The sequence below is a fragment of the Pseudarthrobacter sp. P1 genome, assembly GCF_050156935.1.
In the GTDB taxonomy this organism is placed as follows: Bacteria; Actinomycetota; Actinomycetes; order Actinomycetales; family Micrococcaceae; genus Specibacter.
In genome coordinates, this window is sequence record NZ_CP189584.1 from 3,823,906 (window position 1) to 3,836,058 (window position 12,153).

General features: G+C 69.8%; 10 protein-coding genes. 5 read left to right on the plus strand and 5 right to left on the minus strand.

Going from position 1 to position 12,153, the window contains the following annotated elements; all coding sequences use genetic code 11:
* Positions 1 to 232 precede the first annotated feature (232 nt).
* Positions 233 to 1,927: a hypothetical protein gene (locus ACQCSX_RS17975; RefSeq protein ID WP_427016596.1), complete on the minus strand. Its 1,695-nt coding sequence runs from the start codon at positions 1,925 to 1,927 to the stop codon at positions 233 to 235.
* Positions 1,928 to 2,437: 510 nt separating this feature from the next.
* On the opposite strand from ACQCSX_RS17975, the gene ACQCSX_RS17980 reads away from it, so the two are divergent.
* The 4 genes from ACQCSX_RS17980 (at position 2,438) to ACQCSX_RS17995 (ending at position 5,335) form a co-directional block, all read left to right on the plus strand.
* Entirely contained in the window at positions 2,438 to 2,641 is a 204-nt protein-coding gene (locus ACQCSX_RS17980; protein WP_026553738.1) for a cold-shock protein, read from the plus strand.
* 182 nt (positions 2,642 to 2,823) lie between these two features.
* Positions 2,824 to 4,152, plus strand: a complete 1,329-nt coding sequence (locus ACQCSX_RS17985; protein ID WP_427016597.1) for a DUF6350 family protein — start codon at positions 2,824 to 2,826, stop codon at positions 4,150 to 4,152.
* 33 nt (positions 4,153 to 4,185) lie between these two features.
* Entirely contained in the window at positions 4,186 to 4,755 is a 570-nt protein-coding gene (purN, locus tag ACQCSX_RS17990; protein WP_427016598.1) for a phosphoribosylglycinamide formyltransferase, read from the plus strand.
* A 13-nt stretch (positions 4,756 to 4,768) separates the two neighbouring features.
* A complete protein-coding gene (locus ACQCSX_RS17995; protein WP_427016599.1) occupies positions 4,769 to 5,335 on the plus strand; it encodes a DUF6318 family protein in 567 nt (188 codons plus the stop codon).
* A 4-nt stretch (positions 5,336 to 5,339) separates the two neighbouring features.
* On the opposite strand, the gene ACQCSX_RS18000 is transcribed toward ACQCSX_RS17995, so the two are convergent.
* From ACQCSX_RS18000 to ACQCSX_RS18015, 4 genes are read right to left on the minus strand one after another with little or no spacing between them, the layout of a single operon-like run.
* Positions 5,340 to 6,692: an MFS transporter gene (locus ACQCSX_RS18000; RefSeq protein ID WP_427016600.1), complete on the minus strand. Its 1,353-nt coding sequence runs from the start codon at positions 6,690 to 6,692 to the stop codon at positions 5,340 to 5,342.
* A 34-nt stretch (positions 6,693 to 6,726) separates the two neighbouring features.
* Positions 6,727 to 7,866 (minus strand): serine hydrolase domain-containing protein, encoded by a 1,140-nt coding sequence (locus ACQCSX_RS18005; protein WP_427016601.1) that lies wholly within the window; start codon positions 7,864 to 7,866, stop codon positions 6,727 to 6,729.
* A gap of 1 nt (position 7,867) precedes the next feature.
* Positions 7,868 to 8,803, minus strand: a complete 936-nt coding sequence (gene murQ / locus ACQCSX_RS18010; protein ID WP_427016602.1) for an N-acetylmuramic acid 6-phosphate etherase — start codon at positions 8,801 to 8,803, stop codon at positions 7,868 to 7,870.
* A gap of 36 nt (positions 8,804 to 8,839) precedes the next feature.
* Entirely contained in the window at positions 8,840 to 10,375 is a 1,536-nt protein-coding gene (locus ACQCSX_RS18015) for a glycoside hydrolase family 3 protein (RefSeq protein ID WP_427016603.1), read from the minus strand.
* Between the two features lie 39 nt (positions 10,376 to 10,414).
* Here ACQCSX_RS18015 and purH point away from each other — a divergent pair, with 39 nt between their 5' ends.
* Positions 10,415 to 12,121, plus strand: coding sequence for a bifunctional phosphoribosylaminoimidazolecarboxamide formyltransferase/IMP cyclohydrolase (gene purH / locus ACQCSX_RS18020; RefSeq protein ID WP_427016604.1), 1,707 nt, complete (start codon positions 10,415 to 10,417; stop codon positions 12,119 to 12,121).
* Positions 12,122 to 12,153 lie beyond the last annotated feature (32 nt).

Genomic DNA, 12,153 nt, shown 5'->3' on the forward strand with positions numbered 1-12,153 from the left:
GCAACTTAATGAGAGTGCGCCCACCGACTTTCGCGTCAATCATTTCGCAGATACGCAGCTCCATAAGTGCAATGGACTGGTAGTTGAGGGCCGCGCTGCTGCCATTACCCGGTGGGCCAAATTGTCCAGAATTGGCGTGCGCGTCAATGGTGGCTCCCCATAATCAAAATGCGGGGGCCGGGCCTTCCGGACAGTATCGGGGCAAGGATCCGGCAGCGTCGGGGCAATTGCCCTATTCACCATCAAACAATGAGGTGTTCTCGATGGCGGGCGCCCACGGCTGCTCGACAGGCACGGACCGGAAGGTCAGTGCAGCGATGACTGTAACGCTCAACCACAGCGTGCCAAGGGTGGTGAACGATTCGTCGGTGAACTGAAACCAGGACAAGGCCAAGACGTAGACGGTCAGACCAAGCAGGAGTGCGCCGGATGCCTTGAGCAAATCGAGCGACCGCCGATGCGGGTCTGCCGCCACCGGTGGCATGAACAGCAGGAGCGACGCCAAGGCCAGTGCAACCATGAGGAATCGTGCCGCCCCGCTCCACGCGGCCGGGAGCAGCATGCCGGCATGGATGACGACCAATGGAACCACGGCAAGGCCAAGGACCACGTTGGAATCAATCCGCCATCTGGGGTAGACACAGGCACCCAGCGCCAAGACCGTGGCGATGACGGTCAGCAGCAGGGTGATTTGGACCGCCGTCGCAATGCTGTACCAAGGCGGCAACGCCGAATCGAAGACAACCAGCACGAGCACGGGTACAAGGTATAGGACGGTTGAAAGGGCGATCCACTGGCCCGCCGTGCCATGGAACCGCGGCCACAACACCACGATGCCCAGCGAGACCAGGATGGCGAGCTGGATTAATGGGTACCAGTCGACCCAGCCATCGGGAAGGTAGCTGGCGCCGGAGACAGCTGTCACTGCCATCCCCACGACCACCGCGATCCATGAGAGCGCGAGCTGGAGAATGCCGGCCACCGAAATGGCGGAGGAAACCCTGCGGACACCGCGCCGGATGAGTGGACGGCGGGCCGAGCGGACGGCGATGAAGGCCAGCAGGGAGGCCACCGCCGCGGCGTGGATCCACGACATGGGCAGTTTGTGCCATGGATCCCAGATCCGGCCGTCGTACTCGCTGAAAATGCCGCGCGCCACGGTGAACCGGAGCGCCAGCACTGCGGCTGCCGCCAGCACCACTGCCAGAACGACGCCCGGGGGCAGCCTGCGGCGCTGTCGCTGCCTGACCAGCCGGACGCGCGATTCCGAGGCCTTAACAATCCCGTAGTACGTTCCGAACGCAGCGAACGTGGCCGCGAACCAGAAAATGGCGAGCCATGACCAGCTGCTGGTCCCCGGCAAAGGCGTGAATTGGTAGGCGAACATCAGCAACCACGGCAGGGCAACCACGACCCCGACGGGTGGTGCGGCCGCTGCTCCCTTCCCCTCCCACATGAGGTGGACCAGGACCTCGACGAAAACGAACAGCGCTGTTGCACCGATAGCGAACACTGTCGCTCGGTCGGCGGCCATGGCCAGTGCCGGAAACCCTGCGACTATTGCCAGGACCGCCTCGGGAAGCACCCGGGACCGGCGCGCCCGGGGGATCCGTGCGGTGCGGGCCATGGTCATCACGACGACACCCGTGACGGCCAGGACCCCAACGACGGCGGACAAGGCGAGGCGGAACCAGAGGGGCGCTTCAAACCCCGCGACTGGGTCGCCGTCGGCAGTTTGCTGCGGCCTGAGAATCGAGGACGGATCCCCGAAGACGACGATGGCCACTAAGACGACGGTTGCAGCCCAGCATCCCAGAACAAAGGCCAGATGCCTGCGGGGAATCATGTCCGGCCGCAATCGGCGCATGCGGGTCTTGACATCCGAAACCACACGGCGGGGGATCGAGGCCTTCTGAGTCATTGCCATGGCAGTCCACTCATCGAGTTCAGGTGGCACGGACACTACTCCGGCCCCGGCCCCGAAGCAAGGGAATCCATCCGCGGTGAATGCTGCTTGGCCCGCGCGTCTGCGCCAATGGTGCCCCGGCCGTTCCGCTAACAATCATCAAACAGTTGGCAAACGGGCCGGAACATGGCGGCGGAGCCGAAATCCGCCGTCGTGCCCGCCCCGGCACAGCTGGACCGCGGGAATCCGCGCAGGCCCCTCGGTGGCGGATCCTGGCCGCAAATGGGTGCGGAAGCGGCCGCAAAGGAGGCGATGTGGCCTTCGTCACGACACGCAGTGACGGCTATCTCTTTTAGGGCTGGCACCGGGATGCGATTTATGTATACTGGCGTTAGTTGTAGTGTTGCGCATTTCGAGGTTGAAGCGACGACCCCCTAAAGGGACGCCGCTTTTCTGAAGATAGCGGACAGGACACCGTAACTGGAGGCCCGACGGTCGGGCGGAATCTCCAACTTCAGAAGGAAAAGAATAATGGCAACAGGTACCGTCAAGTGGTTCAACTCCGAAAAGGGCTTCGGCTTCATCTCCCCGGATGACCAGAGCCAGGATGTTTTCGCTCACTACTCCGCAATCAACTCCAGCGGCTACCGCTCCCTCGAAGAGAACCAGAAGGTTTCCTTCGATGTCGAGCAGGGCCCCAAGGGACCGCAGGCAGTAAACATCCAGGCCATCTAATTCATTAGATCCTGGACGAAGGCAGGGCCGGCATTGCGCCGGTCCTGCCTTTGTTTTGCCCCCCAAGCGCCCGTTTCCGGGCCCGTACCAGGCCCGCAGTGGCGGTGGAGGTGCGTTCCACCCCCGCCCGGCCCGGCGTTGCAGCCGGTGTTGCACAGCCAGCCATGGCACCATTGGAGACGATGAAAAAGAAAGCAGACACTAGCGGCGGACTGCCAATGCCGCTGTGGCTGCAGGGCATGGTGGAGAGCGCGGGGGCCGCACTGGTCTCCGCCCTGTTGGTGATTGTCCCGTTGTTGGGCGTGTGGTGGGCTGACGGCTTTGCCGACAAGTCCCTGTCCACGCTGGCGCGGCTTGCCGGCCAGGCCTGGTTGGTCATCCACGGCGTGCCGCTGCACCTGACCACCAACGACGGCCCCAGCTCGGCCACGCTGCAAAGCGGCACCCTGAGCCTGGTCCCGCTGGGCCTGACCCTCATTCCCTTCCTGCTGTCCTGGCGCGCCGGGCGGCGGCTGGCCCGCGCCTCCTACACCGACCAGCTCTGGCAGGCCCTGCTGGGTGCACTGGCCATCTACGCCGGGGTGGGGCTCGCGACGGCGTTTGTCTGCAGTGCCCCCGGCGTCGAGGCCAGCCTGGCCCTGTCCACTGTGGTGCCGCTGGTCCCGGTGGGGCTGGGGCTGGTAGTCGGAGCGCGGCGCGAGGCCGGCGCCTGGGGCCGGCTGATCGGCGTCGAGGCGGTGGACTGGATTGCGGCCACCAGCCAGCATTCGCGCTGGGCCGGTTCGTATTTGTGGGCGGCCGTGCGGGCCGGTTTTGTCGCCGCTGCCGCGGCGCTGGCGCTCTCCGCCGTGCTGCTGGCCGTGAACCTGGCCCTGCATTGGGCCGACATCGCCGCCGTCTTCCAGGGTCTGCGCTCCGGCGCGCTCGGCGGTGCGGTATTGACCGTCGCCCAGCTCGGTTTCATCCCCAACCTGGCCATCTGGACGCTGTCCTGGGCCTCGGGCGCCGGCTTTGCGCTCGGCACCGGATCCACGGTGGGGCCGCTGGGCACCGTCGTCGCGCCGATACCTGCCATCCCCGTGCTGGGCGCCCTTCCGGTGGGCGAGCTGTCCTGGGGTGTGGTGGCCATGGTGCTGCCCGTGCTTGCTGGCGTGCTGGGCGGCTGGTGGTTCCTGCGTGCGGGGGAGAACCACTTTGACGAGTGGCTCTCCATCAAGGTCAAGCACCGCTGGTTCACCGCACCGGCCTCGACGCTGGTGCTCGGCGCCGTCGTCGGCTCCGCCGCGGGCATCTTTGCCGGTGCGCTGGCATGGCTGTCGCACGGCTCGGCGGGCATTGGCCGCCTGACGGACCTTGGCCCGGACTTCCTCACCACCGGGCTCTGGGTGGCCGCCGAGGTGGGGATCGGCGTCGTCGTGGGCTCCGCGCTGGGGCCGTGGCTGGAACGCGAGCCGCAGCCGGCCACCACCCCGGGCGCCGCTGCCCGCAGGGCCGGCAGAAGCGGCGAATAGGGCCGGGCCCGCCCGCTCGCCTAAGGTTGTTCCATGCGCATTGTTGTTCTTGTCTCCGGCACCGGCTCCAACCTCCAGTCCGTCATTGACGCCGCCGCCACCGGGGAGCTGCCCGTCGAGATTGCCGCCGTCGGCGCGGACCGGCCCGGCACCGCCGGCATCGCCCGCTCCGCCGACGCCGGGCTGGAGACCTTCGTGGTGGACTTCAAGGACTTCGCCACCCGCGGCGAGTGGGATGCCGCCCTGCTGGCCGCCGTCCAGGCCTACACGCCGGACTACGTGGTGTCCTCGGGCTTCATGCGGATCGTGGCGCCGAGCTTCATCGACGCCTTCCCGGGCCGCTACGTCAACACGCACCCGGCCCTGCTGCCCGCCTTCCCCGGCGCGCACGGCGTCCGCGATGCCATGGCATACGGCGTCAAGGTCACCGGTTGCACGGTGCACTTTGCCGACGCCGGCGTGGACACCGGCCCCATCATCGCCCAGACGGCCGTGGAGGTCCTGGACTCGGACACCGAGGAGTCGCTGCACGAGCGCATCAAGGTCGCCGAGCGCACCCTGCTGATCTCCGTGCTCAAGGACCTGGCCGCGCCCTTCAACTGACGGGCCCCGTCCTTTGGGCGGCCCCGTCCTGAGGGCGGGGAGCACGACGGCGGCTGCCGGGTCCAGCGCCGCCGCTGCCGCCGCACCGACGGCCGCCTCGGCCACCGCCGCCGCCCGCAACATCCCCGTACCCACCCCGTTCACGGGCATGGACAAGGACGGCGTCGACGGGCTGAAGGCCTTCACCTTCTACTGGTTCGACGTCCAGAACTACCTGCTGCAGACCGGCGATGACGCGCCGCTCAGGGCGCTCTCCGACCCCGCCTGCGTGTATTGCACTGAGCAGTCGGCCGCACTGGCCACGCTGTACAAGGATGGCGGCTGGATGCAGGGAGGCCAGCCCAAGGTGCTGAACATCTACCCGGCGGACGCCACGGACGGCGGCGTGGTGAAGGCCGTACTGGACTACCGCTCCGACGCCTCCACCACGTACGCCAAGGATGGCTCCACCACGGCGTCGGTGCCATATGTGGCGGCTTCCACGCTGATGACCGTCGAGGCGAAGTACGCCCACGGCAAGTGGACGATGCTCTCCGTGGCCCACACCCCTGACGCTGCCATTCCGGGCGAGGCGGGCTAGCGGATCAATCCAGCCGGATCCCCTTGGTCTCCGGCGCGGCGACGGCCATCGCGATGACCGCCAGCACCACCAGCAGCCCCGTGAGGGCGAAGGTCAGCGGCAGTCCCAGCACCGGCCACAGCAGCGAACCGAAGATCAGGGGGACCAGCCCGGCGCCCACCCGGGAAATGGTGGAGGCCCAGCCAAAGCCCGTGCCGCGCAGCTCGGTGGGGTAGAGCTCCGAGACGTAGGTGTAGAGCACCGGGATGGCCACCTGGATGAGCAGGCCAAACACCAGCAGCCAGGCCTGCGCCGCGGCGGGGGCGTCCAGCACCAGGGCGAAGACCACCAGCGACGCAGCGGACAGCGGAGCGGTGATGGCCAGCAGCCATTTGCGGCCCACCCGCTCCACCAGCAGCGCCGCCAGCACCACGCCCACCAGCCCGATGCCCGTCATGCCCGCGGTGGCCATGAATGCCTTGGCCTCGCCAAAGCCGGTGGAGACCAGAATGGCAGGCATCCACGTCAGCGCCCCGTAGTAGACCAGCAGGATGGTCAGGAACAGCGACCAGGCCACGGCGGTGGTCCGCCAGTTGTAGCGCCACAGCTGCGCCAGCTGCACTGTGACCTTGCCGAGGGAGAGTTTGGGGGCTTCGCTGACCAGCGGCAGCCGCCAGCCGCCCACGGTGGCCCCGGTGCGGCGGATGAGGGAATTGATGACCTGGGCCGCCTCCTCGGGCCGCCCGGCGCGCACCAGGTAGAGCGGGGACTCCGGCACGGAGCGCCGCACCCAGAAGACCAGCAGCGCCGGCAGCACCATCACCAGCATCAGCGCGCGCCAATTGCCGGTGGCCGAGATGAGCGCAGCGGAGACCAGCCCGCACAGCGAGGCGCCGATGGGCCACCACGCATCCATCACCGTCAGGACCCGGCCGCGGTGCCGGCGCGGGGTGAACTCGCCCACCAGTGCGTAGTCCACGGGGATGCAGCCGCCCAGCCCGAAGCCGGCAACGAAGCGGAAGATGTAGAACCACACATAGTCCGGTGCTGCCGCCCCGAGCACGGTGAAGAGGGAGAAGACCAGCAGCGTCAGGGTGAAGGCCTTCTTGCGGCCGATCTGGTCCGCAATCGAGCCCCAGGCGAACGCGCCGATGGCCATGCCGATCAGGTTGGAGGTGCCCACCCAGGCGGCACCGCCGGCGTCGAGGTGCCATTCCTTGGACAGCAGCGGGATGAGGAAACCGTTCAGGGTCACATCCCAGGCATCGAACATGAAGCCCAGGCCACCGATGAGGAAGATGCTGCCCTGGACGCGCCAGCGCCACGGCAGGTCCTGGACGACGGCGTCGCCACTGGGAAGTGTGGTGCTGGTGGTCATGGGGTGCCTCCGTGGGTGCTGTGCCTGCACTCCATTATCGGCCCCGGGACAGCTCCCGGACGGCCTCGGAGACTTGGACGCGCAGGGCCGTTGCGTCGGAGCGGCCGCGGTTCGGGTGCACCCGGTTGGCCAGCACGACGGCGCTGGAGCCGGCCGCGCGGTCCACCAGCAGCGAGGTGCCCGTGAATCCGCCATGGCCGCGGCCCTGCCCGCCGTGCTTTCCCATCCAGTCCAGCTGGCCGATGCGCAGGCCCAGCCCCTGATGCCAGCCCGGTGCGCCCGCCCGCCATGACGGGCCCAGCACCCGCGGCAGCTGGTTCTCCCACATCTGCTCCGCCAGCGCGGGGGAGAGGATGCCGTCCAGCCCGGTGCGCAGGGCCTCGGTAAAGTCCAGCAGCGCCGGCGCGCTGGCGAACAGCCCGGCGTTCCCGCTCACCCCGCCCAGCTGCCAGGCGGCCTCGTCGTGGACCACTCCGCACACCATGCCGCGGCCCAGTCCGGGCATGTCCTCGGTGGCCGCGCAGGCTTGAGCCGAGGGCGTGCCGGTGATGGCGCCGGTGCCCAATGGATCCAGCACGCGCGCCCGGACCCGGGCCGCCCAGGGCTGCGGCGTGGCGGCCTCGGCCAGCGCCATGACGGTGTTGAAACCCGTGCAGGAATAGGAAAACCGGGTCCCCGGTGTGGACTCCAGCGGTGTGGAGAGCAGATCGGCCACCAGAGCGGCCCTGCCCACGGGCGCGCCGGCGGCCAGCGGGGCCCGCCAGCCGTCCCATTCGGCCGGCAGGCCCGCGGTGTGGGTCAGCAGATGCCGCAGCGTCACGCTGGCCTTCGCCCCGCTCCGGTAGGCCGGGAGCCAGGCGCCCACCGGCTCGTCCAGCGCCAGTGTGCCGCCGTCCACCAGGGCCAGGGCCGCGATGGTGGTGAAGAGCTTGGTGACGGAGGCCAGGTCGTACAGGGTCTCCGGGGTGGCCGGAACCCGCTCGGCGGCAGGCAGCACGGCGTCGCCGGCCGGATCGGCGCCCGCGGCCGCGTAGCGCACGGCATCGCCCACGGCGACCACCGGCAGCCGCTCGCCGTGCAGGGCCACGGCGCACACGGCCGACGGCGCCACGCCGCCGGCCACCGCGGCCGAGAGGATGCCCTCGATCCGCTGCGCCGCGCCGCGGGCCGCCATGCTAGCTGTCCGGGTGGGCGATGGCCTTGGACAGGTGCCCGCCGTGGGACGCCAGCACAGTGGCCGCGGCCGCGGGGGAGAGCCCGGTCAGAACCACCAGGATGGCGGCCTTCACCGAGCCGTCGACGCTGGCCAGGGCCGCCGCCGCGGTGGCCGGGTCCGTGCCGGTGGCGCGGAGAACGGTGCGTTCGCTGCGGGCGCGCAGCTTGTCGTTGGTGGCGCGCAGGTCCACCATCACGTTCTTGTACGTCTTGCCCAGCCGGACCATGGTGATGGTGCTGATCATGTTCAGCACCAGCTTCTGTGCGGTGCCGGACTTCAGCCGGGTGGAGCCGGAGAGGAACTCGGGGCCCACCTCCGTCTCGATGGCGATGTCTGCGGCGGCGCCCAGCGGGGAGCCGGCGTTGCAGGCGAAGCCCACGGTGTAGGCCCCGGCGGCCCGGGCGGCGGCGACGGCGGCCAGTACATAGGGCGTGCGGCCCGAGGCGGAGATGCCCACCACGGAATCGTCCGGGCCCAACGCCAGCGCGGCCATGTCGGCGGCACCGGCGTCCTCGTCGTCCTCGGCGTTCTCCACCGCCGAGCCGATGGCCGCGCTGCCGCCGGCGATGACGCCCACCACGGTGGAGGGGTCGGTGCCAAAGGTGGGCGGACACTCGCTGGCATCCAGGATGCCCAGCCGGCCCGGGGTTCCGGCGCCGGCGTAGATGAGCCGGCCGCCGCGGGCCATCCGGACCGCAATCTCGTCGATCGCGGCGGCGATGGCCGGAACCACCAGGGACACGGCGGCGGGCACTGTACTGTCCTCGCCGTTCATCGCGGTGGCCAGCGCCAGAGTGTCCAGCGCGGCCAGATCGGGGTACCGGTCGTTGGCGGATTCGGTGACGAGCGTGCCCAGCTGGCTGCGCAGTGCCGCGTTGGTGTCGGTGCCGTTCATGGTGCCTTCCGTAGGTGTGGGCGCGTGGTGTCGCGGCTACGCGCCGGCCAGCAGCAGCCGGGCCACGGCCGCGGCGCTGACCCGGCTGGAGCCGTGGCAGTGGATGGTGCTCAGCGGAGCGAGCTGGCCGGGGGCCGGCGCCAGGCCGGCATTGATGCAGATCGCGGGGACCCCTGCCGCCTTGGCCGCCGCCGCGACGTCGGCCAGGACCGCCTGCTGGCCGGGGCTGGCCAGCGCATCGGCGATGGCCACCACGGGCAGCCCGGCCGGCAGGGCGGCGGTGAGGTCCCCGGGGCCGAGCAGGTGCACGGTGACGCTGGCCTCAAGCGCGGTGGCAAAGAAGTTGGCGGTGGGCCCGGCGGCCATGTTGTGCTCGGTGCGCGCGTCCAGCACGACGACGTCGGTGCTGCCGGGCGGCAGCGTGGCCGGGCCGTGCGTGGCCGAGACCGTGCAGGCGCGCTCGGCGTCGTCGACCCAGCGGAAGGGCGATCCGGCGGTGGCGCCGGTGGCCTCCCAGTGGGCGGCGGACCATTGCGCAAAGGCCGCCACGCGTTCGGCGGCCCGGGTGAGGACCCCGGCGGACAGCCGGCCGCTGCCCGCGGCGGCGATGAGGGCGTCGCGGACCTGGACATAGCAGTCGAAATCGTTGCCGCCGCTGCTGTAGTCGTTGAGCGGGTTGCCGACGCACAGCAGGTCGGCGCCGGCCAGCATGGCCAGCACCGCCCCCTCGCCCGGTCCGACGGTGGCGCGGATGGCCGCCATGTCCAGGGCATCGGTGATCTGGAGCCCGGTGAAGCCGCTGGAGCGCAGCAGTGCGCCCACGGCGGGGTTCAGCGTGGCCGGGGCCTCGCCCAGCTCCGGGATGATGATGTGCGCGCTCATCACGGACGCCACGCCGGCCTCGAAGGCGGCGGCGAACGGGGGCAGGTGGGCCGCGGCGATCTCGTCCATGCCCAGTTCCAGCCGCGCGGTGTCAAGGTGGGAATCGGCCACCGTGTCCCCGTGTCCGGGGTAGTGCTTGGCGCAGGCGCCCACGCCGGTGGACTGGATGCCGCGGACCACCGCCGCGGTGTGCCGGCTGACCAGGGCGGTGTCGGCGCCAAAGGCCCGCACGCCGATGACGGGGTTGAGCGGGTTGGTGTTCACGTCGGCCACCGGGGCAAGGGCCAGGTTGATGCCGCCCGCGTGGCAGAGCAGCCCGAGGTCCCGGCCGGCCGCCTCGCTCACTGTAACGTCGTCGAGCGCCCCCAACACGGCGGCACCGGGCACGGTGGACCCGTCCCGGGCCTGCAGCCGGGTGACATTGCCGCCCTCCTCGTCCACGCCGATCACGGCGGCGGGGTTCGCGGCGCGGATCGCGGCGGAAAGGGCCGGCAGCTGGGTGCGGGACTCGGGGTCGATGTTGTGGCTGAAATAGACCACTCCGGCCAGTCCGTCCGAGAGCGCCTGGGCGAGCCAGACCGGGACGGTGGTGCCCACAAAGCCCGGCCAGATCACCGAATTCACCAGCCGGAGCAGCTGCTCGGGAACATCGGGACGTGTCTGGATGTGGGCTGTCTCACGTGCAGTCATAGGGACAGCCTACCGGCGAGGCAGTGGCCTAAACTTGAAATGTCGCCTTCTTCGACCAACCCCTGGAGATTTTCCGTGAGCAACTCACACTTCGATCGTGTTCCCATCCGCCGGGCCCTTATCTCGGTGTACGACAAGACCGGGTTGGAGGAGCTGGCCGCGGGCCTGCACGCCGCCGGTGTCCGCATCGTGTCCACCGGTTCGACGGCCAAGAAGATTGCCGCCGCGGGCATTCCGGTCCAGGAAGTCGAAGAAGTCACCGGGTCCCCGGAAATGCTGGATGGCCGCGTCAAGACGCTGCACCCGCGCGTGCACGGCGGCATCCTGGCCGACCGCCGCGTCCCGGCCCACATGGAGACCCTGGCGTCCATGGAGATCGAGGCCTTCGACCTGGTGGTGGTGAACCTCTACCCGTTCGTGGAGACGGTCCGCTCCGGCGCCGCCATGGACGACGTCGTCGAGCAGATCGACATCGGTGGCCCCGCCATGGTGCGTTCGGCCGCGAAGAACCACGCCGCCGTCGCCATCGTGGTTGACCCGGCCAGCTACGCCGACGTCGTTGCGGCCGCCGCCGCCGGTGGTTTCGACCTGAAGACCCGCCGCCGCCTGGCCGCCAAGGCCTTCGCCCACACCGCCAGCTACGACACCGCCGTGGCCACCTGGACCGCCAGCCAGTTCCTGGACGAGGACGGCGACGGCGTCATCGACTGGCCCGCCTACACCGGCATGGCCCTGGAGCGCTCCGAGGTGCTGCGCTACGGCGAGAACCCGCACCAGCAGGCCGCCCTCTACGTGGACAAGGCCGCCCCGGCGGGCATTGCCCAGGCCGACCAGCTGCACGGCAAGGCCATGAGCTACAACAACTACGTCGACGCCGACGCCGCCCTGCGCGCCGCCTTCGACTTCGACGCCCCGGCCGTCGCCATCATCAAGCACGCCAACCCGTGCGGTGTGGCAGTGGCCTCCCCGGACGCCGTGGACCCGATTGCGGACGCCCACGCCAAGGCGCACGCCTGTGACCCGCTCTCCGCCTTCGGTGGCGTGATCGCCGCCAACCGCCCGGTCACCGCCGCCATGGCCGCGACGGTGAAGGACATCTTCACCGAGGTGGTCATCGCCCCGAGCTTTGAGCCGGAGGCCGTGGAGATCCTGTCCAAGAAGAAGAACATCCGCCTGCTGGCCCTGCCGGAGGGCTATGGCCGCTACCCGGCCGAAGTCCGCCAGGTCTCCGGCGGCGCGCTGGTGCAGGTCAGCGACAAGGTGGACGCCGACGGCGACAACCCCGCCAACTGGACGCTGGCCGCCGGCGAGGCCGCCGACGCCGCCACGCTGGCCGACCTCGTGTTTGCCTGGACGGCCGTCCGCGCCGCCAAGTCCAATGCCATCCTACTGGCCAGCAACGGTGCCGCAGTGGGCATCGGCATGGGCCAGGTCAACCGCGTTGACTCCTGCAAGCTGGCCGTCGAGCGCGCCAACACCCTCGGTGTGGCCGTCGAGGGTGCCGACGCACCGGGCGGTGCCTCCGGCGCGGCCGAAGGTTCCGTCTCCGCCAAGCGCTCCTTCGGTGCCGTGGCCTCCTCGGACGCGTTCTTCCCCTTCGCCGACGGCCTGCAGATCCTCCTGGATGCCGGCGTGAAGGCTGTTGTCCAGCCCGGCGGCTCGGTGCGCGACGAAGAGGTCATCGCCGCGGCCAACGCCGCCGGCATCACGATGTACTTCACCGGCGCACGCCACTTCTTCCACTAGGAATTCCCCTAGGAAGCCCATGGGTGCCCGCG

Excerpts from the sequence above, each read along its gene's own strand:
- ACQCSX_RS17975 (WP_427016596.1), bottom strand. The coding sequence starts at position 1,927 with ATGGCAATGACTCAGAAGGCCTCGATCCCCCGCCGTGTGGTTTCGGAT.
- ACQCSX_RS17980 (WP_026553738.1), top strand. The coding sequence starts at position 2,438 with ATGGCAACAGGTACCGTCAAGTGGTTCAACTCCGAAAAGGGCTTCGGC.
- ACQCSX_RS17985 (WP_427016597.1), top strand. The coding sequence starts at position 2,824 with ATGAAAAAGAAAGCAGACACTAGCGGCGGACTGCCAATGCCGCTGTGG.
- purN (WP_427016598.1), top strand. The coding sequence starts at position 4,186 with ATGCGCATTGTTGTTCTTGTCTCCGGCACCGGCTCCAACCTCCAGTCC.
- ACQCSX_RS18000 (WP_427016600.1), bottom strand. The coding sequence starts at position 6,692 with ATGACCACCAGCACCACACTTCCCAGTGGCGACGCCGTCGTCCAGGAC.
- ACQCSX_RS18005 (WP_427016601.1), bottom strand. The coding sequence starts at position 7,866 with ATGGCGGCCCGCGGCGCGGCGCAGCGGATCGAGGGCATCCTCTCGGCC.
- murQ (WP_427016602.1), bottom strand. The coding sequence starts at position 8,803 with ATGAACGGCACCGACACCAACGCGGCACTGCGCAGCCAGCTGGGCACG.
- ACQCSX_RS18015 (WP_427016603.1), bottom strand. The coding sequence starts at position 10,375 with ATGACTGCACGTGAGACAGCCCACATCCAGACACGTCCCGATGTTCCC.
- purH (WP_427016604.1), top strand. The coding sequence starts at position 10,415 with ATGTCGCCTTCTTCGACCAACCCCTGGAGATTTTCCGTGAGCAACTCA.